The following is a 22,122-nucleotide window of genomic DNA, read 5'->3' on the forward strand; positions in this document are numbered from 1 at the left end:
ATCGCTCACCTTAAGGGTATTAAATATACTTGAGGTGAGTTTATTTTATGGGTAAAGAAAAAGAGAATCCGAATATAGATAGAGGGGATTTGAAGAAAAACCTTTCCGAAAAATTTGTATGGGCAATTGCTTATGGCTCATGTATAGGTTGGGGTGCGTTTATCTTACCTGGCGATTGGATTAAACAATCTGGCCCGATTGCTGCATCGATTGGTATCGTTATAGGGGCATTACTAATGATTTTAATCGCAGTAAGTTATGGCGCACTAGTTGAAAAGTTCCCCGTTTCAGGTGGGGCATTTGCATTTAGTTACTTAAGTTTCGGAAGATACGTTAGTTTCTTCTCATCTTGGTTTTTAACGTTTGGATACGTTTGCGTGGTAGCATTGAATGCCACCGCATTTAGTTTATTAGTTAAGTTCTTATTACCAAATATATTAAATAATGGGCGACTTTATACCATTGCAGGCTGGGATGTGTACATAACTGAGATAATTATAGCGACCGTCTTATTACTTGTATTCATGTTCGTTGCGATTCGTGGCGCAAGTGTTTCTGGTTCGTTACAGTATTATTTCTGTGTAGCGATGGTCATTGTAGTTATTTTAATGTTTGTCGGTTCATTCTTTGGTAATAATTTCGATTTTGGAAACTTACAACCATTAGCAAATCCTAAGAGTGGATGGTTTACTTCAATTATTATGATTGTAGCCGTGGCACCGTGGGCTTACGTTGGTTTCGACAACATTCCACAAACTGCTGAAGAATTTAACTTTCCACCAAATAAAACATTTAAACTAATCGTGTATAGTTTGTTAGCAGCTTCATTAACTTATGTTGTTATGCTTCTATATACAGGTTGGTTAAGCACAAATAATGCTAGTTTGAATGGTAATTTATGGGTCACTGGTGCTGAGACACAGAGTGCATTTGGTTATGTAGGTTTAGGTGTATTAGCTATAGCCATTATTATGGGAATATTTACAGGTTTAAATGGTTTCCTAATGAGTGCGAGTCGTCTACTATTCTCAATGGGACGTTCTGGCATTATGCCAAAAGCTTTTAGCACATTACACAGTAAATATAAAACGCCTTATGTGGCAATTATCTTCCTAGTAGCAGTAACATTAATTGCGCCTTGGTTAGGCCGTACTGCCTTAACTTGGATTGTGGATATGTCATCAACAGGTGTATCTATTGCCTACTTTGTAACATGTTTATCAGCAGCTAAATTGTTTAGTTACAATAAACAAAGTAATACGTATGGGCCAATCTATAAGACGTTTGCAATTTTAGGCTCAATCGTGTCATTCATTTTCCTTCTATTATTATTAGTGCCTGGTTCACCAGCAGCACTTTCAACGCCATCATATATAGCGTTAGGTGGTTGGCTTATTATCGGATTAATTTTCTTTGCGATTCGTTATCCTAAATTGAAGAGAATTGATAGTGATGAATTAAGTCGCTTGATATTAAATCGTTCTGAAAATGAAGTTGAAGAAATGATAGAAGATACGAATAAATAGATAGAAAATAATATAAATAGGTACAGTTAAAGCTTCGAATGGATTGTCTAAATACCATTCGAAGCTTTTATATTTAAAATGAAGTTAAATACGTTTCCTTCTTATATCGAAGCCGGATATGATAATTTTAGAGATTTGGTCTGCGAATAGTAACCCCAGAGCAATTCCTCCAGCAATAAGCGTCACTTCAAGCATTGTGTTAATCGCTTGTCCGAATTCTAATAAGACGAGGTTCTTTGTCGCATCGAAAGCTAGACCTCCTGGCACGAGAGGGATAATACCTGGGACCATAAAGATAATAGCCGGTTCTTTCTTTCTACGGGCCATGTAATGACTAATTAGACCTAATGCTAGGCTGCCAAGAAAGCTTGAATAAATCGTATGAATACTAAAACCATGATAAAACAGAATATAAACCATCCAACCAAATGCGCCTACAAAACCACAAGATAAGTATAATCTTCTAGGAGCATCGAATATTACACAGAAAAAGAATGAAGACATAAAACTAAATAATAAATTTAATATCCAAAACATGCGTGTGCACTCCTAAACTAAAATTAATACTGAGCCTACGCCAGCGCCGATACCAAAAGCAGTAACGAGGGCTTCTAGCGATTTCGTAGTAAACATCAACATATGACCACCGAATAAATCTTGAATGGCATTGGTAATAAGTACTCCGGGTACAATCGGCATTACAGAGGCAATGATGATAGTGGCTAAATCACCACTAGGAGCAAGTGAATGCCCGAGAACAGAGATAATTCCAATGACTAAGGAACCTATAAATTCTGGTATAAATTGTGCATGTAAACGCCGATCTAGAATTTCAACGACTAAATAACCTAAACCACCAGCTAGTAAAGCAGTAAAGACATCAATAAGTAGGCCCCCTTGTAAATAGAGGAAGCTAATAGCAATAATAGCTGCAGCAATTCCTTTAAATAGTAAACTGCTGTCTCGCTTAGCCACGTAAATATGTTCTAGTTCTTTCTTTGCATCTTCGAGAGAAATTGCACCTTTAGTAATAAGGCGAGAAATTTCATTTGCTTGAGAAATTTTAATGAGATTAGTATCACGTGAGTTAATTCTAAAAATTCGTGGATACGATTCGTTATGTAATGTAAATTGAATTACTGTATTGGTAACGAAACTATTACTTTCGGAATAACCTAATTTACGGGCAATACGTGTCATCGTATCCTCGACCCGGGTGCCTTCTGCTCCTGACTCTAATAAAATACGGCCGGCCATCATAACCACATCTTTGATTAATTTTTCATTTGCGTTTTCATTTGTTTTTATTTTATCCATTTCATCACCATTTGTTAATATGTACTCATTATTATAGTGTATGCATATTGAAAATACTACTTATTATTAATGAAATGTTTACAATTTGATAAATTAATTTCATAAAAAGTCGAATTCATAATATTGTAGTAGACTTAAACAAAAAAGTATAAACAAATTTTCCACATAATGTTTCAAAATATTACAATTTGGTTAAATAATAATTAGTTAACAATTTGTGAACAATATTGGGTAGTGACAATGTTGTTACAAATGTTAATGATTCAGAGTAGTAATTAAGTTCTCCCAACACATACTACACGAAGAAGCTAGGGGATAAGCCCTAGAGACAGAGGGTTCAAATTGGAAACAGTATTTCCAACTTGAACCCTCATTTTATATCGCTATTTCGTTTGTAATTAAATTGCAAAGAATGTTTCAAAATCTTCAGTGTTTAAGATGTGACCTATATAGAACCCGCCAAAATCGCCGTAGCGAGCAGTTGTTTCGTCAAAACGCATTTCGTAGACGATTTTCTTGAATTGTAAGACGTCATCTGCAAATAATGTTACGCCCCATTCGTAATCATCGAAACCTACAGAGCCAGTAATAAATTGTTTAATTTTACCTGCGTATTTACGACCAATCATGCCATGATTGTACATTAGTTTTTTACGATCTTCCATTGGTAGCATATACCAGTTATATGTTTCATTACGGCGTTTGTCCATTGGGTAGAAACAAATATATTCTGATCTTGGTAGTTCAGGATATAAGCGCGCTCTTACATGTGGATTTTGGTAAGGATCTTCATCGGATTTACCTGCTAAATAATTTCCTAATTCAATTACAGAAACATAAGAATACGTTTGAATAAAGAAATCGGCAATGCGTAATTTATTTAATTCATTTTCAATTTCATTTAATTCTTTCATTTCTGGACGTAAATACCATAATAAAATATCGGCTTTTTGCCCAGTAATATTGTAGAGCGCATAGTCACCTGCTTGGTTATCTCTAGCGCTAGCTTTATCATTAATAAATGTTTTAAACTCATTAATCATCGCTTCGCGTTCATCTTCGGGCACTAATCTAAACGTCGCCCAATCTACAGCGTAAAATAAATGAAGGCTATACCAACCATCTAAAGTTTCAGCTGCTTCGCTCATGTTTATCGCTCCTTTAAATTAAGATATTTATCACTTAATACAGGTTAAATTTTATCATAAAGCATATGAGGAGACATACCTAAATGATTACAAATTAGTGAAATGGAAATCTCTTATAAAATAAAGTATAATTAAGGTGCAAACATAATTATGAAATTATTTAGGAGGGCCTTATGTCTAGTTTATTAGATGTATTACAAGAAAAACTTTCAGGAAAAAATGTGAGAATCGTATTACCTGAAGGTGAAGATGAACGTGTATTAACAGCTGCTACACAATTACAAGCAACTGATTATGTAACACCTGTTGTATTAGGTGACTATGACAAAATTAATTTATTAGCTCAAGATAAAGGATTAGATGTTTCAAATATCGAAGTCATCAATCCATCTACAAGTGAATTAAAACCAGAATTAGTTAAATCTTTCGTTGAACGCCGTAAAGGTAAAGCAACTGAAGAACAAGCGGACGAATTATTAAATAATGTGAACTATTTCGGTACAATGTTAGTTTATGCAGGTCACGCTGACGGATTAGTAAGTGGTGCTGCACATTCTACTGGTGATACTGTACGTCCTGCTTTACAAATTATCAAAACTAAACCAGGTGTATCTAAAACTTCTGGTATCTTCTTTATGATTAAAGATGACCAACAATATGTCTTTGGTGATTGTGCTATCAATCCAACTTTAGAATCATCTGACTTAGCAGAAATCGCGGTTGAAAGTGCTAAATCAGCTAAAAGCTTTGGCATGGACCCACGCGTAGCAATGTTAAGTTTCTCAACTAAAGGTTCAGCTAAATCTGACGACGTTGATAAAGTTGCAAATGCTGTTCAATTAGCACAAGAAAAAATTAAATCTGAAGGATTAGATGATGTAGTTATCGACGGTGAATTCCAATTCGACACTGCTATCGTACCTTCTGTTTCTGAGAAAAAAGCACCAGGTGCAAAACTTCAAGGTGATGCAAATGTATTCGTATTCCCAAGCTTAGAAGCGGGTAACATCGGATATAAAATTGCACAACGTTTAGGTGGATTCGACGCAGTTGGCCCAGTATTACAAGGCTTAAATTCACCTGTAAATGACTTATCACGTGGTTGCTCAACTGAAGACGTTTATAAATTATCAATTATCACTGCTGCTCAAACATTACAATAATGGATTTAGCAAGCAAATATTTTAATGACATTGATTGGCGCTATATAGACCATTCTTCTGGCTTAGCGCCAATGCAGTCATTTGCGTTTGATGACACGTTTTCAGAAAGTGTAGGAAAAGATTTATCATGTAACGTAGTAAGAACTTGGATTCATCAACATACCGTGATACTTGGTATTCATGATTCTCGTCTGCCGTACCTTAAAGACGGTATACAGTATTTAACCGATGAGATTGGTTATAATGCAATTGTGAGAAATTCAGGCGGACTCGGTGTGGTACTTGATCAAGGTGTTTTAAATATCTCGCTTATTTTTAAGGGACAAACTGAAACAACTATCGATGAAGCATTTACAGTTATGTACTTATTAATTTGTAAAATGTTTGAAGACGAAGATGTTGAGATAGATACTCGAGAAATTGAGCATTCTTATTGTCCTGGGAAATTTGATTTAAGTATTGATGGCAAAAAGTTTGCAGGTATATCACAACGACGCGTACGTGGTGGTATTGCCGTTCAAATATATTTATGCGTAGAAGGCTCTGGTGCCGAACGTGCTGAAATGATGCGTGTCTTTTATGAACATGCACTTAAAGGTGAGATAACTAAATTTAGTTATCCAGATATTCAACCAGAGTGTATGGCATCATTAGAAACGTTGTTTAAACGTGAAATTAAAGTGCAAGATGTAATGTTCCAATTACTACATGCGATTAAGGATTTAGGCGGCAAGTTAAACATGGACTCCATTACAGATGATGAATGGCAACGTTACGATGGTTATTTCAATAAAATGATCGAGCGTAACGAAAAGATGAACCGTTCCATGGCCGAATAATGAATAGACGTTAGAGACTTTTTATTACTTTTTATTAGTAGTGAAAAGTCTCTTTTTTTGAAAAGATGACAAAATTGGATTGGTTTTATTTTTCGCATCAAAAAAACAATTTTAGACCTAATAATCTATGAAAATCATCGCAAATTGCTATATTCCTAATAATTTTTATAGTAATATAGTTTAGGTGGACTAATTTAAAAAAATGTCATAAGGCATAAGATTATGTTATTAAATTCGAATTTTAGGGTATTTATATTTTTAAGTTTTGAACTAAATTCAACAAAGTTTTATACTATTTATTGGTATGAGTTTTATAACATAATTTTTTATTAAAATTAATTTTGATAGATATAGCTAAATATATTTTTATAGAAAAATAGATATTTAAACAATTAATGATAAATAAACAAAGTAGGAAGGCCAGAAGGTGCCCTTACTTTTTAAAGTCGGTTAATCGGATGTAGAGAGTATGAGTTTATAGTGTCCTAGCGTCCTACATAATTACAGACAATACGGGATAACAATTGAGGATGTATAGCACAATGGATGTGTATGCGAGCCTCGAAATAATTTTCAGAAAGAATATTAAAGGTGAGATATCATGGTACAACGTGGCTATGGGGAGTCTAACGGTAAAATAATATTAATCGGTGAGCATGCGGTAACATTTGGACAACCGGCAATTGCGATTCCGTTTACTTCAGGAAAAGTTAAAGTATTAATTGAAAGTTTGGAAAAAGGCAGTTATTCAGCGATTCAAAGTGATGTCTATGACGGACCTTTGTATGATGCACCAGAACATTTGAAATCATTAGTCGGTCATTTCGTTGAGATTAAAGAAGTAGAGGAGCCTTTATTAGTTCGAATCCAAGCAAACTTACCTCCTTCAAGAGGATTAGGTTCAAGTGCGGCAGTAGCTGTAGCATTTATTAGAGCGAGTTATGATTATTTAGGTTTACCATTAACAGATGAAGAATTATTAGAGAATGCGGATTGGGCTGAACGTATTGCTCACGGTAAACCTAGCGGAATCGATACTAAAACAATCGTCACCAACCAACCTGTATGGTATCAAAAAGGGGAAGTAGAAATCCTTAAAACATTAGATTTAGATGGCTATATGGTTGTTATTGATACAGGCATTAAAGGATCGACAAAACAAGCGGTTGAAGACGTTCATCAATTATGTGATAACGATGAAAAATATATGGACATTATTAAACATATTGGCTCTTTAGTATATTCTGCAAGTGAAGCCATCGAACATCATAGTTTTGATCAATTGGCGGATGTTTTCAACCAATGCCAAGATGATTTAAGAACATTAACTGTAAGTCACGAGAAAATTGAGATGTTGCTTAAATTAGGCGAACAACATGGCTCAGTCGCTGGTAAGTTAACTGGTGGCGGTCGTGGCGGTAGTATGCTAATTTTAGCGAAAGAGTTAAAGACTGCTAAAAATATTGTAGCGGTTGCAGAAAAAGCTGGAGCACAACACACATGGATTGAGAAGTTAGGAGGATAAACCATTGAAAAAGAGCGGTAAAGCACGTGCACATACGAATATTGCACTGATTAAATATTGGGGTAAAGCAGACGAAGCGCTGATTATTCCGATGAATAATAGTTTATCAGTTACATTAGAGCGTTTTTATACTGAAACGCGTGTAACATTTGATGAGGCATTAACTGAAGACCAGTTAGTTCTTAATGGCGAACAAGTGAATGCTAAAGAAAGTGTCAAGATTAAGCGTTACATGGAAATGATTCGTAAAGAAGCGGGCATTACTGAACATGCACTAATTGAAAGTGAAAATTTTGTCCCTACAGCGGCAGGGTTAGCTTCTTCAGCTAGCGCATACGCAGCATTAGCTGGTGCATGTAATGAAGCTCTCCAATTAGGTTTATCTGATAAAGACTTATCTCGCTTAGCCCGTCGTGGGTCTGGCTCAGCCTCACGCAGTGTCTTCGGTGGCTTTGCCGAATGGGAAAAGGGTCAAGACGATGCGACTTCATTCGCACATAGCATTGATGCAAAAGGTTGGGAAGACGACTTGGCTATGATCTTCGTTGTGATTAATAATAAATCTAAAAAAGTTTCAAGCCGTTCAGGTATGTCGTTAACACGTGAAACTTCACGTTTCTATCAATATTGGTTAGATCATGTAGATGCGGATTTGAAAGAAACTAAAGAAGCAATCTCTAATAAAGATTTCAAACGTATGGGTGAAGTGATTGAAGCAAATGGGTTACGTATGCATGCGACTAATTTAGGCGCGCAACCACCATTTACATATTTAGTTCCAGAAAGTTATGAGGCAATGCGTATTGTCCATGAATGTAGAGAAGCAGGGCTTCCTTGTTACTTTACAATGGACGCAGGCCCAAATGTTAAAGTTCTTATTGAAAAGAAAAACCAACAAGCAATTGTAGATAAATTTCTACAAACATTTGACCAAGAACAAATTATTACAAGTGATATCACTAAATCAGGAATTGAAATAATTAAGTAAGGAAGAGATATAATGATTCAGGTGAAAGCGCCAGGAAAGCTTTATGTAGCAGGTGAATATGCAGTGACTGAGCCAGGCTATAAGTCGGTCTTAATCGCGGTAGACCGTTTTGTTACAGCTGCCATTGAAGCTTCAAATGAGATAACGGGTACAATTCATTCTAAGACATTACATTATGAACCAATCACCTTCTATCGCAATGAAGATAAGATTGAAATTTCGGATTCTCATGCGGCTAATCGATTAAAATATGTCGTCACAGCGATTGAAGTTTTCGAACAGTATGCTAGAAGTTGCAATGTTAAGTTAAAACATTTTCATTTAACGATTGATAGTAATTTAGATGATGCATCAGGCCAAAAATACGGCTTAGGTTCAAGTGCAGCTGTATTAGTATCAGTTGTGAAAGTCTTAAATGAGTTTTATGAAATGCAATTATCTAACTTATATATTTATAAATTGGCAGTTATTGCAAACATGAGATTGCAAAGTTTGAGTTCTTGTGGTGATATTGCAGTGAGTGTTTACAGTGGTTGGCTTGCTTATAGTACATTTGACCACGACTGGGTTAAGCAACAAATGGAAGAGACTTCTGTAAATGATGTATTAGAAAAGAACTGGCCAGGGCTTCATATTGAGCCACTTCAAGCTCCTGAGAACATGGAGGTATTAATAGGCTGGACAGGTTCTCCAGCGTCCTCTCCTCATTTAGTAAGTGAAGTAAAACGCCTTAAATCAGATCCTACTTTTTATGGTAAATTTTTAGATCAATCACATTCTTGTGTTGAAAATTTAATTTACGCTTTTAAAACTAATAATATTAAAGGTGTACAAAAAATGATTCGCCAAAATCGTGGCATTATTCAACAAATGGATAATGAAGCAACCGTTGATATTGAAACGGAAAATTTAAAGCTATTGTGTGATATTGGTGAGCGTTTCGGTGGTGCTGCGAAGACTTCGGGTGCTGGTGGAGGCGATTGTGGTATTACTATTATTGATAAAAAAATTGATAAGCAACGCATTTATAGTGAGTGGGAAGCACATGGTATTAAACCATTAAAATTTAGAATTTATCACGGTCAATAATGAGTTGAAAGGAACGAGTGAGTCAGAATTCGGAAGAGGAATTATGAGCTTACTCTTTTTTTAGAAATATGTATTCTTTGAAACAGTGCTTGAATTTTCCGGTAAAAAGAGTAAAATTATTAGAGTTAAATTAGTCGATAGAGGTTAGAGTGAGCTAGTAAATTTTCAGGTTATCTTTAGAATGTTCGATAATGTGCGTCTTCTAAAGTAAAGATATAAATAGTCTAACCTCGCTACATAGTTGTGGCTATAGAGAGAAAGGTGGGTAGCAAGGTGAAAAATAAATTCTTAATATGTGATGAATGTCAGGCGGTTAATCTAAAATCATTAAAGCGAAAACTTGAAAAATTAGACCCTGAAGCTGAAATTGAAATAGGATGCCAATCTTATTGTGGCCCTGGACGTCGTAAAACTTTTGCGTTTATTAATAACCGTCCACTTGCTGCGCTAACTGAAGATGAACTAATGGAGAAAGTGACAACGCAACTTAAAAAACCGCGTGATCCTGAAGAAGAAGAACGTTTGAGAAAACGTAATGAAGAACGCAAGCGTCGTAAAGAAGAACAGGATAAAAAATTAAAAGAAAAATTGGCTAAGCGTAAAGCCACGAAATAAGACAGAAGACTAGAAATAATAATTGCATATCGTTTTAAAAGAAGAGGATCTTCAAAATTCTAGGTTAAAGTTAAAATTCGAAGAGCCTTCTTTTTGATGCATTATTATTTGGGAAAAGGGATGACGCTATATTCTGAATTACATTAGTTGTGAGTTTTGCTCATAAAAAAAGAACTAAGAAGAATAAATTCTTCTTAGTTCTCAAGTAAGGTTTAATCCTATGACATTACTACAACGTTAGTTGCTTGTTCGCCACGTTGACCTTCAGTGATTTCGAATTCAACTTTTTGGCCTTCTTCTAATGATTTGTAACCTTCGCCAGCAATACCGCTGAAGTGTACGAATACATCGTTACCATCTTCTCTTTCGATAAAACCAAAACCTTTTTCTGCGTTAAACCATTTTACTGTACCGTTATTCATATAGAATACCTCCATGTGCTTTTGCACGAATATTTGTAACAAATTCATTTATTAAAAAGAGAGCATTCTAGATAAACACACTACAATTAAATACACGAGCTTTTATTACGTTAGATTAACTATAACTCATATTTATTAATAAGTAAAGCTTTTTATCAATAAAAATAATGATAAGTTTAATTTATATATTAATATAGCGTCTTTAACCCTTGTAACTCATGAGATTGATCCTAAGCTTATAGTTTAAAACTTATCGAAAACTAACTAAATAATCACATAAAAAAACACTAAGAAGAAAATGATTCCTTCTTAGTGTTAATATAGGTTCAATCCTATGACATTACAACAACATTAGTTGCTTGTTCGCCACGTTGACCTTCAGTAATATCGAAGTCAACTTTTTGACCTTCTTCTAACGTTTTGAAACCTTCACCAGCGATACCGCTAAAGTGTACGAATACGTCGTCACCGTCTTCTCTTTCGATGAAGCCAAAACCTTTGTCTGCGTTAAACCATTTTACTGTACCGTTATTCATATAGAATACCTCCATGTGCTTTTGCACTTAATATTTGTAACAAATTCATTTATAAAAAGGAGAGCATTTCTAGATAAACACACTACAATTAAATACACGAGCTTTTATTACGTAAGTCCAACTATAACTGATATTCGTTAATAAGTAAAGATTTTCATTATAAAAAATAATGATAAAAAATTTTTATACTTGTTAAAAGTGCTTAAAATACTGATAAGCTAGGGTTAATTATGCTTCATAGTTAAATTGAAAATTTAATTTTAAAGTTTTATCTAATGTAGTTCTTATATATTGAATAAATCATTAAATGATTCAACCATAGTAGGATGTGTATAAATATTATCGCGTAATACGTGATAAGGGATATGTTGATCAATGGCTAATTTAATTAAATTAATGATTTCTTCAGATTCTTTACCATACAAGGTAGCCCCTAAAATTTCATTATTGTCTTTATTAATAACTACTTTAAATATACCACGTCCATCATTATTAATTTTGTGACGAGGTACAGTGTTAATTAGAATTTTATTTTCTACATAGTTGTAATGTTGCTCTTGCGCTTCTTTAGCAGTTAAACCGACACGAGATAATGGCGGATCGATAAATACTGTGTAAGGAATGACACTACGGTTATCTGTCGTACGTGAGTGATCACCAAATATTTCGGATTTTAAAATTCTAAAGTCATCTAATGAAATATAAGTAAACTGTAGGCCTCCTTTGACATCTCCAGCTGCATAGATATGTTCTACTGAAGTTTGCAAGTGGTTATTTACTTTAATTTCTCCGCGTTCACCTAGGGAAATATCAGTGTTTTCTAACGCTAAGTCAGTATTTGGAATACGGCCAGTAGCTAATAATACAGCATCAGCAGTAAATATACCTTTAGATGTTTCTACAACTGTACGTGAATCGTCATTTTTAAATTCATCTATGTTCGCGTCTGTAATAAACGTAATGCCTTTAGCTTCTAAATCAGCTATAGCATGTTCTACTACTTCTTTATCTTCTCTCGGCATAATTTGATCGCTATGTTCGATAACAGTGACTGTGGAACCGAAATTTGCGAACATAGAAGCAAACTCCAGTGCAATATAGCCGCCACCAATAATGACTAAATCTTTAGGTTGAAACTCAATATTCAATAAACCGCGTGAATCATAAAGATTTTGTGCTGTATCAATCCCTTTAATAGACGGTATATTAGATTTAGCGCCAGTATTAATAACAATCTTATCAGCAGTAACTGTATGTGCTACCTCTCCATTCTTATCTACTAAATTCACTTCAGTATTAGATTTAAATTGAGCTTTGAAATCTAGAACATCGATATTATCATCATTTGCTAAGTTGCCATAGTTTTTCTTATTTAAGGCACTTACCACTTCTTTTTTTCTTGAAAAGGCAGTCTCAAAGTTTACATTCTCTATACCATCATAAACAAGGACCTTTGAAGGAATGCAGCCATGATTGATACATGTGCCACCGTAGTTCTCCGATGATTGTTCTACTAGGGCGACGCTTTGTCCTTGTGATGCTACATATTTAGCAAGTGTTTTTCCTGCTTTACCAAAGCCGATAATCAATAAATTATAATGTGACATGTGTTGTATCCTCCTTAATAATATCTTGAATAACGTCATTAATTGTTAATTGACTGTAAAAATCGAGTGTTAATGCTAACTCTCGTTCTTTATAGTGAGACATAGTATGTGCGATGTTTCTTGAAATAGCACAATGACTATGTTCGCTACCTGTGAAAATTCGTTGTGATTTGGTTTTCTCTACTACAAACATTTGATACAAAGTAGATAATTTAATTGTAGGTGTAGTGTCATTTGCACGATATCCGCCTCTTTGCCCACGAAGGGTAGTTATGAAACCATGATTAGTTAGTATGGTCGTTACACGACGTAATTGTACTGGATTAAGACAAGTAAGCTCTGCTAATTCTTGACTACTGAAATGTTCATCATTATGTTTAGTTAAAAAACTAAGTACATGAACAGAAATATTAAATTCTAAATTCACTACTTCACCACCTTTAATGTAACTTCGTTAGTTACATTAAAATATATTATATGAGAAAAGTCAATATGAATGACTTTAAAAGGAAACGGGTAAATCATATAATAAGAGAAATTAATTCTAAAGTGATAATAGAAGGAGAGATCTTTAATGCCAGAGTTAGTACAATTAGGTAAATCAGATGTACATGTATTTCCAATCGCGCTCGGTACAAATGCAGTAGGTGGCCACAACTTGTATCCAAATTTAGATGAAGAACAAGGTAAAGAAGTTGTTAGAAATGCCATCGATAACGGTATTACTTTATTAGATACTGCGTATATTTATGGACCAGAACGTTCTGAAGAGTTAGTAGGGCAAGTCGTTCAAGAATACCCTCGTGAAAAGGTTCAAATTGCTACTAAAGGCTCCCATGTTATTAAAGAAAATGATGAAGTCATTCAAAACAACGATCCAGAATACTTAAAACAACAAGTTGAGAATAGCTTGAAACGTCTTCAAGTAGATTATATTGATTTATACTACATTCATTTTCCAGATGAAAATACTCCAAAAGATAAAGCGGTTGCTGCGTTACAAGAACTTAAACAAGAAGGTAAAATTAAAGCAATTGGTGTTTCTAATTTCTCATTAGAACAACTTAAAGATGCTAATAAGGATGGTTATGTAGACGTAGTTCAATTAGAATACAACCTATTACACCGTGAAAATGAAGAAATAATGAAGTATGCAGCTGACAACAATATTACTTTCGTCCCTTATTTCCCATTAGCATCTGGAATATTAGCAGGTAAATATGACGAAGACCAAACATTCAATGATCATCGTGCAACGCGTCGTGACTTTCAACCAGAAGTATTTAAAGATAATGTGCGTCGTGTGAAAGAATTGGGAACAATTGCAGATGCACATGATACTTCTATAGCTAACATAGTCTTAGCTTTCTATCTTACACGTCCAGCACTTGATGTAGTGATTCCAGGCGCAAAACGTGCTGAACAAGTTGTAGAAAATATTGAGGCGGCTAAGATAACATTAAGTGATGAAGAGATTAAAAAAATTGATGACCTATTTCCAATTAAATAATGAAAAATAAAGTAATTAAGACTCCTACACCGTTTATATATGTGTAGGAGCTTTTTATAATTAGAGACTGTTTTTAAGTCCTTAAATCATGAAGAAGTTTTTTTGCTTCTAGAATAAAATTTAAGGAACTTACATAAATATGTACTGAATAGGGTACTAACACATTGTGTAAGCAATAAGTGAGGCATAAAGTTAAGTTATAAATTTCTAACATAATAATAAAATAATGAACGATATCTTATACATAAATGGATAAATTAATTGAAAGCGAGGAATATTAATGATTACAGTTTTATTTGGTGGTAGCCGCCCAGAAGGTAATACTGCGCAATTAACAAAGTTAGCGTTAGAGGGGCTAGAATATGACTGGATAGATTTAACGGAATATCAATTCAATCCTGTGAGAGATTTACGTCATGAGAACGAAGACATTACTACATATCAAGATGACTATAAAGGAATTATAGATAAAGTGCTAGAAAGTGACGTAGTTATTTTTGCATCTCCAGTTTATTGGTATAGTGTATCAGCATTATTAAAAGCGTTTATTGATCACTGGTCTGAAACACTTATAGATCCTAATTATAGTGATTTTAAAGAGAAGATGGCGAATATAGATTTCCGTTTAGTCTTAGTGGGTGGAGATTGCCCTAAAGTAAAAGCGAAACCTTGTATTACTCAAATGAAATATACATTAGGTTTTATAGGTGCAGAATTAAACGGATATATTATTGGTACGGCTGAAAGACCAGGCGATATTTCTAAAGATGTATTTGCTCTAGAAAGAGCTAAAGAATGGAAAGAAAGTTTAGGCAACGCAACTAAACTATAATAAACTTCCAGTCATTTTTAGCTTAACTTCTATATTGAGCGCTTGCTTGCGGTCTGTGATATAATTTCATTATTAATTCCATTGTAGAGTCAGGAGAATCAAGTATGTATAAAGTCAGAGAAGCGACAGCAAATGACGTAGTAGCTATTAGAGATATTGCTACTAAGGCATGGTATAACACATATTTAAATATTTATGCCGCATCAACGATTAACGAGTTACTTGCTGCTTCATATAATGAACAACATTTAAAAAAACGTTTAGAAGAACAATTATTTTTAGTTGCTATAGATGGAGAGGAAATTGTAGGGTTTGCAAACTTTATATATGGTACAGACTTATATTTATCCGCACACTATGTTCATCCAGAGTGTCAACATAAAGGCTATGGTACAGATTTACTTAAAAATGGATTAGCTCATTTCAAAGGTAAATACGATGCCGTCTATTTAGAAGTAGATAATAAGAATAAAGGTGCCATCGCTTATTATCAAGAACAAGGTTTTGAAATCATTCGTTCTTACCAACCGGAAATGTATGGGGAACAACTCGATTTAGCGCTAATGAAGAAAAAAATATAATTTATTAATATACTAATATGAAAGGAAGGATAAGTTTGACGCAAACATCATATGTTGAACAGAAATTAGCTGAAGAGAAAGTATTTAAAGATCCAATTCATAAATACATTCATGTTAAAGATCAGCTTATTTGGGATTTGATTAAAACTAAAGAATTTCAACGTTTACGTCGTATTAAACAATTGGGTACTTTGTATCTTTCCTTTCATACTGCAGAACATAGTCGTTTTGGACATTCTCTAGGTGTTTATGAAATCGTACGTCGTATGATTGATGAAACTTTTGTAGGGCGCGAGGCGTGGAACGATGAGGATAGACCACTAGCGTTATGTGCTGCGCTTCTACATGATTTAGGACATGGGCCTTTTTCACATAGCTTTGAAAAGATATTTAATACTGACCACGAGGCTTTTACACAGGCAATTATCACTGGTCCAACTGAAGTAAATCAAGTATTAAGCCGTGTTTCTGAATCATTTCCGCAAGATGTGGCTGATGTTATTAATAAAACGCATAAAAATAAATTGGTAATTTCTATGATTTCATCTCAAATTGATGCAGACCGTATGGATTATTTACAACGTGATGCTTATTTTACAGGTGTATCTTATGGAACATTCGATATGGAGAGAATACTGCGTTTAATGAGACCATCTAAAGATGAAGTGCTTATTAAAGAAAGCGGTATGCATGCTGTTGAGAACTTCATTATGAGCCGATATCAAATGTACTGGCAAATTTACTTCCATCCGGTTAGTAGAGGTGGAGAAGTTTTATTGAATAATTGTTTGAAGCGAGTAAAACAATTGTATAAAGAAGGCTATCATTTTAAAATGTATCCAGAAGATTTTGTACCATTTTTCGAAGAAACTATTACTATAGAACAGTATGTAGAATTAGATGAAGTCGTAGTGCTATATTATTTGAAAAAATGGGTTAATGAGAATGATGCAATACTTAGTGATTTAGCACGAAGATTTATTAATCGTGATTTATTTAAATACATACCATTTGATGGTTCGATTATTACGATCACTGAATTACAAGAACTATTTATTGAAGGTGGCATAGACGCTGATTATTACTTTGTTAGTGAAGCTTTCTCAGATTTACCATACGATTATGACCGACCTGGTTCAAATCGACAACCGATTCATTTATTAAGAAGAAACGGGAGTATTAGAGAAATAAGTAGTCAGTCCCTTGTAATTTCAAGTATTACAGGTATCAATCGTGAAGATTATAAATTATACTATCCAAAAGAAATGATACTTAATATTAAAAATCCACAGATTAAAGGTTCTATTATTAATTTACTAAATGAAATGAATTAAATAGATTCGTTGAAAGTTTCATCAATAACTCATAATATAATAAATATAAAAATTAAGTTTTTGGAGGTGTAACAGTGTCTGAGAACAAAGGTTTTAAATTTAATATTATTAAGAATGATCCTTTAGATGGCCATAAGGGTACAAATATTGGATCAATTAGTTTAGATAATATTGCTCCTGTCTTTATAGATGTTGCGAAGAAAGAAGCGTTTATTGATATTGGAGGCATGCATGCGCGTGCTCAAGTTGAAAAGGGCGTAAAATGGATTACTGATAAAGAAACAGTAGAAGGCGAAGAAGCTAAAGAATACTGGCTATGTTGGGTAACTACCGAACGTGGCGAAAATGGGCCTTACTATGCAGGTGTTACAGCTTGCTATTTATTGGTTAATAAAAGTATTCGCCGTGGATATAAGAGTATGCCTGAACACGTTAATATGATGGACAAATCTATGAAACATAAAATTATCGTTGATCATATTGGAGAAGATAATAAAAAAGTTTTAAAAGATTTCTTGAAATCACATAATGAAGAAATGTGGAATAATTCTAGCGAAGAGTTATTCGAAGCATTAAAATAAATTTAAAAGTTAAAGATATCTTAGTTTTTAGCTTAGAAATCGTTGACTGAAATAAAGAGGCGTGAAGAGGGATTCTACTTAATTATCTTCTTCACGCCTCGTTTTATACAAAACTTTTATTCTAAAGCGAAGGCTATTCTTCAGTTAATTCGTCGCCCACTTTATAATGATTATATAATACTTTCATAACCTCGTTATAAACGTTTTGTAAAGGAATACTTTCTTCTGTACTTACTTTTTTCATCTCTTCATACTCAGGTTTCATTTTTAAAATCTTGCCGTTTTTTAAAGAGAATTTAATTGTAATTTCGCCGTATTGAGTTTTTATTTTACGAAAAGCACGACTTAAAATACGACGATTTACTGTATAGCTTCTTACACCTAATGATGAGGTATGACTCAGTACTATATTTTCAATATGATGTTTTTCATTGACCTTACAAATGATAGTTAATTGAATGGCAGGTCGATTCTTTTTCATTGTGATAGGTGTGTAGTACACGTCTAACGCCCCGTCTTTTAGCGCTATATCCATAAAATGTCCTAGCATTTCAGGCGTCATATCATCAATTTGGCATTCTACCACTTGGACTTGGTCATTTGTATTTTCTCGGGCATCTTGAAATTGAATAACACGTAAAATGTTTGGAAATTCAAAATCTTTATTTCCTGCGCCATATCCAATTTCGGTCATCGTAGCAGCGGGAAAAGGTCCAAAGTTGGAAACTAAACTTTTAGCAAATGCAGCCCCAGTTGGTGTTGTCAATTCACTTTGAACATCGAAATCGGCTAGTGGGATGCCTTTTAGAATTTCAGCAGTAGCAGGCGCTGGGATAGGGTAAATACCATGAGCAATATTGATTTTGCCATTTCCTGTTGGAATGGCTGAACAATATAATGTTTCAATATCGAGTTGTTCAAGTGCGATACAGCCACCAATAATATCGATAATTGAATCCATGGCACCGACTTCGTGAAAGTGCACATCTTCGAGGGTCATGCCATGTATTTTCGCTTCAGCATAACCAATAGTTTCAAAGATTTTTTTACTCCGTGCTTTAACCCGATCTGCTAAGTGACTTTCATCAATCATTTTGAAAATATCTGAAGCTTTACGATGATGGTGATGTTCATGAAAGTCGATATTCAACGTCATAGCGTTGATACCTTGTTTAACTTTCTTTTCAAAATGTAATGCAAAATCATCAATAGGTAACTGTTTTAGTTCATTTTCAATTTTTTTAGCATCGGCGCCTAAGTCAACTAAAGCAGAAAGTAGCATGTCACCTGCTATACCAGCATGGCAATCTAAATATAAAGCTTTACTCATAATTTTAGCTCCATTCTATGTGTTTTCTAGCATGTTAATAATCATCGCAGCGTTATAACCAGCTCCAAAACCGTTGTCAATATTGAGTACACTTGTTCCTGGAGCACAAGAATTAATCATCGACAATAGTGTAGTTATTCCATCTAAATTGGCCCCATAGCCAACACTAGTCGGTACTGCGTAAACAGGATGATCTACTAAACCACCTACAACGCTAGAAAGCGCGCCCTCCATGCCTGCAATGACGATAGAAACCTTCCCGTGACGAATATCTTGGATATGAGCGAATAAACGATGAATTCCAGATACACCTACATCATAAAAACGTTTTACTTGAATGCCCATCACTTCGGCTGTAATAGCCGCTTCTTCGGCAATGGGTAAATCTGATGTACCTGCACATAATACAGAAATATAATGTTCTGACTTCTCAATTTCATCTAACGGAGTACATACAATATTAGCCTCTGCATAATGTGCTAAATTTGGATGATGTTCTAAAACATAGGTTGCTTTATCTTGATCAATTCGCGTGACTAAAATAACGTTATTATGATGAAGTAAACTAGTTATAATTTTAACAATTTGTTCTTTCGTCTTTCCTTGACCGAAAATAACTTCAGGGAAACCTTGACGTTGTGCTCTATGTAAATCAATTTTAGCAAAGCCCAATTCGTCATAGTGACTGAGTTGGGCTTTAGCTTCATCAATTGATATTTGATTTGATTTTACACTTTCGAGCAAGTCTTCGATAGAGCTAGGATCTTTACTCATGTGTATACTTCCTTATACTAATTTAGTTGAAGTTGTATCGATAACTTCATTCATACTACCAGTTCTGTAACCTTCTAAATCTACAGTAACATAGTCAAAACCAAGTTCTTTTAAGCGCAATGTGATATTATCTTTGTTTGTAATAACAGTTGCTAAGTCCTCTTGTGCTACTTCAATACGTGCAATATTATGGTGATAACGTACACGTACATTATTAACTCCTAAATTTAAAATGTGTTTTTCAGCTTCATTCACTTTGTTTACTTTAGTAAAGCTTAGCTCTTCACCATAAGGAATACGAGACGCTAAACTGCACAATGCAGGTTTATTCCATACTGGTAAGTTATATTGTTTACTTAGTTCTCTAATTTCTGTTTTATATAATTGAGCCTCTTGTAAGACGCTACGTACGCCGAATTCTTCTCTCGCTTTTAAACCAGGACGGAAGTCTTCTAAATCATCCATAATCATACCGTCTAATACATAATTGAGACCTAAATCTTCTTTGATTTGAGACAAATTGCTATACATTAAACGTTTACTATAGTACCAACTTTCAGGTGTATTCTTAACAATATTAGCATCGTTTAATTCAGACATTTCAGTTTCTATTACTTCGATACCCATTTCTCGACCTAAGTCAATTGCTTGGTTAAATTCTTCATTTCTGAAAAGTTCAGATTTCACAACGACTGGTTTTACATTATCAATACCTAAAACATCAATCGCTTTTTTTAGAACAAAACTACTGTCCACACCCCCAGAAAAAGCGATAACTACACTTTTCATTTCTTGAAGTAGTGAATCTAATTTTAATTCTTTATTTTGTAATTCAGTCATGTATATCATTCCTTCCAATTATTCTTCGTCTTCTACGTATGGGATAGTTAACGGGCCTTGTGGCATAACCCCAATACTTAGTTTACAACCATATTGTTTTTCTAATTCTGCAATCGTTTGTTCAATATTTGAAGTTGGATTTAACATTGAATCTTTTAATTGTTGGTCAGTTAATTCTGAATAAACATATACATTGGCAAATGTTTGAATACTTGCTTGTTTCTGGACTTGCCATTGATCGACTTCGGAAAAGTTCGGATCATGAATTAAATCTAAAATGCCTTGTGGGGTATCAGCCATTTTAAATATTTCAGCGAATTTTCCGTGATCTGGGAACCCATCGGCACATTCAGATACCATAATAATGTTTCCATTTTCTTTTACGACTTTACTAGCTGCACTCATACCTTTTACCGTTTGATATAAGTTTTGATCGAGTGGATAGCCTGAGTTAGAGGCAATTACGACATCAAATCGATCCTCGCATTTAAACATGGCATGTTCTTTAACATATGCACAACCTTCTTTATGTGCTTCGAACACATCGCCACCAAATGCAGCGGTAATTTTTTTATCTTTGTTTAAAGCAACATTTAACATAAAATCCGGTTTACACATTGTGTTAACTTCTCGTGCCATATCTTGCACTGGATTATCTTCTAAGTTTCCCCAAGTTGAACGTGGGTCACCAATCATCTTCGCATTATGGAATGTTTGAATTGTCTCGATACCAGCAATACCAGGCATAATACCTTTAGGCCCACCTGAAAAGCCAGCGAAGAAGTGGGGTTCAATAAAACCAGTAACAATTTTAAAGTCAGATTCCACATACTCTTTATTTAAATAAGCGTCACAACCATATTTACTGTGTCCCACTTTAACAAGACTTTCTTTTTCATTACAGTGGTTATGCACGATTTTTACGCTATCAACAATATCTTCGCCTAACATTTGAATAAGTTCATCACGTGTTTGATCACGATGTGTACCTGTGCCATTAATAATTACAAAGTTCTCACGTGGCACATGATTTAATTCTTCAATTAATAAAGGTACTAATATATGATTAGGCGTTGGGCGCGTAATATCACTAATAACGATTGAAACGATATCATCGCTTTTTACAAGTTCTTTTAAAGGCTTAGAGCCCGTAGGATTTCTCAGAACATTTTGAATTGTTGAAGTATAGTCATCTATCGCGTCGATAGTTTGGGGTTCAATTACTGTGCTATCATCGGGCACATTGACTTCTACTTCAGACTTGCCATATAGGACATGCGTTTTCACTTTCTATCCCTCCATAAGTCTTGATGTCAAACCGTAATAATTATAAAATTACTTGTTTATTACATGTTAAATTATAGCATAATATATATCTTATTTTAATGGTAAGGAATAGAGGGCAATAGATTGTAAACTGGTTTTAAGAGGTTTTGCATCGGTGATAAAAATAAAAAGTCGGGAGATGTAGTTATTATTTAAGCAGGTTAGAATTATTCAGTCTAGTTTATTATAAATTAAATTTTCACAGTACTAAATTGACTCAATGTATGGGAAGTTGACGA

General features: G+C 34.2%; 23 protein-coding genes. 12 read left to right on the forward strand and 11 right to left on the reverse strand.

Translation table 11 applies throughout. The features are described from left to right. The first annotated feature begins 47 nt into the window (after window positions 1-47). Window positions 48-1,526, forward strand: a complete 1,479-nt coding sequence (locus tag CD147_RS03675) for an APC family permease (RefSeq protein ID WP_103166090.1) — start codon at window positions 48-50, stop codon at window positions 1,524-1,526. 84 nt (window positions 1,527-1,610) lie between these two features. Here CD147_RS03675 and CD147_RS03680 read toward each other — a convergent pair whose 3' ends face one another. From CD147_RS03680 to hemQ, 3 genes are all read right to left on the reverse strand, one after another. Beyond that, window positions 1,611-2,063 (reverse strand): threonine/serine exporter family protein, encoded by a 453-nt coding sequence (locus CD147_RS03680; RefSeq protein ID WP_103166091.1) that lies wholly within the window; start codon window positions 2,061-2,063, stop codon window positions 1,611-1,613. A gap of 12 nt (window positions 2,064-2,075) precedes the next feature. Beyond that, window positions 2,076-2,843: a threonine/serine exporter family protein gene (locus CD147_RS03685; RefSeq protein WP_103166092.1), complete on the reverse strand. Its 768-nt coding sequence runs from the start codon at window positions 2,841-2,843 to the stop codon at window positions 2,076-2,078. Window positions 2,844-3,241: 398 nt separating this feature from the next. Beyond that, the gene (gene hemQ, locus CD147_RS03690) at window positions 3,242-3,991 is read right to left on the reverse strand and encodes a hydrogen peroxide-dependent heme synthase (protein ID WP_103166093.1); all 750 of its coding nucleotides are present in this window, start codon (window positions 3,989-3,991) and stop codon (window positions 3,242-3,244) included. A gap of 173 nt (window positions 3,992-4,164) precedes the next feature. Here hemQ and pta point away from each other — a divergent pair, with 173 nt between their 5' ends. From pta to CD147_RS03720, 6 genes are all read left to right on the forward strand, one after another. Continuing rightward, window positions 4,165-5,154: a phosphate acetyltransferase gene (pta, locus tag CD147_RS03695; RefSeq protein WP_103166094.1), complete on the forward strand. Its 990-nt coding sequence runs from the start codon at window positions 4,165-4,167 to the stop codon at window positions 5,152-5,154. Beyond that, entirely contained in the window at window positions 5,154-5,993 is an 840-nt protein-coding gene (locus CD147_RS03700; protein ID WP_103166095.1) for a lipoate--protein ligase family protein, read from the forward strand. Before pta ends, CD147_RS03700 begins: the two co-directional genes overlap by 1 nt. Before the next feature lie 601 nt (window positions 5,994-6,594). After that, complete coding sequence (mvk, locus tag CD147_RS03705) at window positions 6,595-7,518, forward strand: mevalonate kinase (protein WP_103166096.1); 924 nt, start codon at window positions 6,595-6,597, stop codon at window positions 7,516-7,518. 4 nt (window positions 7,519-7,522) lie between these two features. Beyond that, window positions 7,523-8,506 (forward strand): diphosphomevalonate decarboxylase, encoded by a 984-nt coding sequence (gene mvaD / locus CD147_RS03710; protein WP_103166097.1) that lies wholly within the window; start codon window positions 7,523-7,525, stop codon window positions 8,504-8,506. Window positions 8,507-8,518: 12 nt separating this feature from the next. Beyond that, entirely contained in the window at window positions 8,519-9,595 is a 1,077-nt protein-coding gene (locus CD147_RS03715; RefSeq protein WP_103166098.1) for a phosphomevalonate kinase, read from the forward strand. A gap of 273 nt (window positions 9,596-9,868) precedes the next feature. Further along, the gene (locus CD147_RS03720) at window positions 9,869-10,210 is read left to right on the forward strand and encodes a YuzB family protein (RefSeq protein ID WP_103166099.1); all 342 of its coding nucleotides are present in this window, start codon (window positions 9,869-9,871) and stop codon (window positions 10,208-10,210) included. Between the two features lie 218 nt (window positions 10,211-10,428). Here the strand turns inward: CD147_RS03720 and CD147_RS03725 are convergent, their stop codons facing one another. The 4 genes from CD147_RS03725 to hypR form a co-directional block, all read right to left on the reverse strand. Further along, window positions 10,429-10,632 (reverse strand): cold-shock protein, encoded by a 204-nt coding sequence (locus CD147_RS03725; protein ID WP_103166100.1) that lies wholly within the window; start codon window positions 10,630-10,632, stop codon window positions 10,429-10,431. Window positions 10,633-10,964: 332 nt separating this feature from the next. Next, window positions 10,965-11,168 (reverse strand): cold-shock protein, encoded by a 204-nt coding sequence (locus tag CD147_RS03730; RefSeq protein ID WP_103166101.1) that lies wholly within the window; start codon window positions 11,166-11,168, stop codon window positions 10,965-10,967. 284 nt (window positions 11,169-11,452) lie between these two features. Then, window positions 11,453-12,775: a hypothiocyanous acid reductase MerA gene (gene merA / locus CD147_RS03735; RefSeq protein ID WP_103166102.1), complete on the reverse strand. Its 1,323-nt coding sequence runs from the start codon at window positions 12,773-12,775 to the stop codon at window positions 11,453-11,455. Further along, window positions 12,762-13,202, reverse strand: a complete 441-nt coding sequence (hypR, locus tag CD147_RS03740; protein ID WP_103166103.1) for a redox-sensitive transcriptional regulator HypR — start codon at window positions 13,200-13,202, stop codon at window positions 12,762-12,764. Before hypR ends, merA begins: the two co-directional genes overlap by 14 nt. A gap of 147 nt (window positions 13,203-13,349) precedes the next feature. Between hypR and CD147_RS03745 the strand changes: the two genes are divergently transcribed. The 5 genes from CD147_RS03745 to CD147_RS03765 all read left to right on the forward strand — a co-directional run bounded on the left by CD147_RS03745 (window position 13,350) and on the right by CD147_RS03765 (window position 17,613). Next, window positions 13,350-14,285: an aldo/keto reductase gene (locus CD147_RS03745; RefSeq protein ID WP_103166104.1), complete on the forward strand. Its 936-nt coding sequence runs from the start codon at window positions 13,350-13,352 to the stop codon at window positions 14,283-14,285. Window positions 14,286-14,565: 280 nt separating this feature from the next. Next, a complete protein-coding gene (locus CD147_RS03750; protein ID WP_103166105.1) occupies window positions 14,566-15,117 on the forward strand; it encodes a flavodoxin family protein in 552 nt (183 codons plus the stop codon). 104 nt (window positions 15,118-15,221) lie between these two features. After that, on the forward strand, window positions 15,222-15,698 hold the full coding sequence (locus CD147_RS03755; protein ID WP_103166106.1) for a GNAT family N-acetyltransferase: 477 nt from the start codon (window positions 15,222-15,224) through the stop codon (window positions 15,696-15,698). Between the two features lie 17 nt (window positions 15,699-15,715). Continuing rightward, complete coding sequence (locus CD147_RS03760; protein WP_174694344.1) at window positions 15,716-17,032, forward strand: HD domain-containing protein; 1,317 nt, start codon at window positions 15,716-15,718, stop codon at window positions 17,030-17,032. Window positions 17,033-17,106: 74 nt separating this feature from the next. Continuing rightward, complete coding sequence (locus tag CD147_RS03765; protein WP_103166108.1) at window positions 17,107-17,613, forward strand: YwhD family protein; 507 nt, start codon at window positions 17,107-17,109, stop codon at window positions 17,611-17,613. A 133-nt stretch (window positions 17,614-17,746) separates the two neighbouring features. Here the strand turns inward: CD147_RS03765 and larC are convergent, their stop codons facing one another. Genes larC through larA form a run of 4 tightly spaced genes read right to left on the reverse strand, consistent with a single transcriptional unit; the run spans window position 17,747 to window position 21,844 of the window. Further along, window positions 17,747-18,943 carry a nickel pincer cofactor biosynthesis protein LarC gene (gene larC, locus CD147_RS03770; RefSeq protein ID WP_103166109.1) on the reverse strand — a complete coding sequence of 399 codons (1,197 nt, stop codon included), beginning with the start codon at window positions 18,941-18,943 and terminating at the stop codon, window positions 17,747-17,749. 15 nt (window positions 18,944-18,958) lie between these two features. After that, on the reverse strand, window positions 18,959-19,717 hold the full coding sequence (gene larB / locus CD147_RS03775; protein ID WP_103166110.1) for a nickel pincer cofactor biosynthesis protein LarB: 759 nt from the start codon (window positions 19,715-19,717) through the stop codon (window positions 18,959-18,961). 12 nt (window positions 19,718-19,729) lie between these two features. Further along, on the reverse strand, window positions 19,730-20,557 hold the full coding sequence (gene larE, locus CD147_RS03780; RefSeq protein WP_167409761.1) for an ATP-dependent sacrificial sulfur transferase LarE: 828 nt from the start codon (window positions 20,555-20,557) through the stop codon (window positions 19,730-19,732). 18 nt (window positions 20,558-20,575) lie between these two features. Further along, window positions 20,576-21,844 (reverse strand): nickel-dependent lactate racemase, encoded by a 1,269-nt coding sequence (gene larA / locus CD147_RS03785; RefSeq protein WP_103166111.1) that lies wholly within the window; start codon window positions 21,842-21,844, stop codon window positions 20,576-20,578. Window positions 21,845-22,122: the final 278 nt, after the last annotated feature.

Source organism: Staphylococcus devriesei (assembly GCF_002902625.1).
In the GTDB taxonomy this organism is placed as follows: Bacteria; Bacillota; Bacilli; order Staphylococcales; family Staphylococcaceae; genus Staphylococcus; species Staphylococcus devriesei.

Bases quoted from the DNA above. Each gene is read 5' to 3' on its own strand.
- CD147_RS03730 (WP_103166101.1), bottom strand. From the start codon at position 11,168: ATGAATAACGGTACAGTAAAATGGTTTAACGCAGACAAAGGTTTTGGC.
- larE (WP_167409761.1), bottom strand. From the start codon at position 20,557: ATGACTGAATTACAAAATAAAGAATTAAAATTAGATTCACTACTTCAA.
- CD147_RS03715 (WP_103166098.1), top strand. From the start codon at position 8,519: ATGATTCAGGTGAAAGCGCCAGGAAAGCTTTATGTAGCAGGTGAATAT.
- CD147_RS03685 (WP_103166092.1), bottom strand. From the start codon at position 2,843: ATGGATAAAATAAAAACAAATGAAAACGCAAATGAAAAATTAATCAAA.
- larC (WP_103166109.1), bottom strand. From the start codon at position 18,943: ATGAGTAAAGCTTTATATTTAGATTGCCATGCTGGTATAGCAGGTGAC.
- CD147_RS03725 (WP_103166100.1), bottom strand. From the start codon at position 10,632: ATGAATAACGGTACAGTAAAATGGTTTAACGCAGAAAAAGGTTTTGGT.
- CD147_RS03745 (WP_103166104.1), top strand. From the start codon at position 13,350: ATGCCAGAGTTAGTACAATTAGGTAAATCAGATGTACATGTATTTCCA.
- merA (WP_103166102.1), bottom strand. From the start codon at position 12,775: ATGTCACATTATAATTTATTGATTATCGGCTTTGGTAAAGCAGGAAAA.
- CD147_RS03675 (WP_103166090.1), top strand. From the start codon at position 48: ATGGGTAAAGAAAAAGAGAATCCGAATATAGATAGAGGGGATTTGAAG.
- pta (WP_103166094.1), top strand. From the start codon at position 4,165: ATGTCTAGTTTATTAGATGTATTACAAGAAAAACTTTCAGGAAAAAAT.
- larB (WP_103166110.1), bottom strand. From the start codon at position 19,717: ATGAGTAAAGATCCTAGCTCTATCGAAGACTTGCTCGAAAGTGTAAAA.
- hemQ (WP_103166093.1), bottom strand. From the start codon at position 3,991: ATGAGCGAAGCAGCTGAAACTTTAGATGGTTGGTATAGCCTTCATTTA.
- CD147_RS03680 (WP_103166091.1), bottom strand. From the start codon at position 2,063: ATGTTTTGGATATTAAATTTATTATTTAGTTTTATGTCTTCATTCTTT.
- mvk (WP_103166096.1), top strand. From the start codon at position 6,595: ATGGTACAACGTGGCTATGGGGAGTCTAACGGTAAAATAATATTAATC.
- CD147_RS03750 (WP_103166105.1), top strand. From the start codon at position 14,566: ATGATTACAGTTTTATTTGGTGGTAGCCGCCCAGAAGGTAATACTGCG.
- CD147_RS03760 (WP_174694344.1), top strand. From the start codon at position 15,716: ATGAAAGGAAGGATAAGTTTGACGCAAACATCATATGTTGAACAGAAA.
- CD147_RS03700 (WP_103166095.1), top strand. From the start codon at position 5,154: ATGGATTTAGCAAGCAAATATTTTAATGACATTGATTGGCGCTATATA.
- CD147_RS03755 (WP_103166106.1), top strand. From the start codon at position 15,222: ATGTATAAAGTCAGAGAAGCGACAGCAAATGACGTAGTAGCTATTAGA.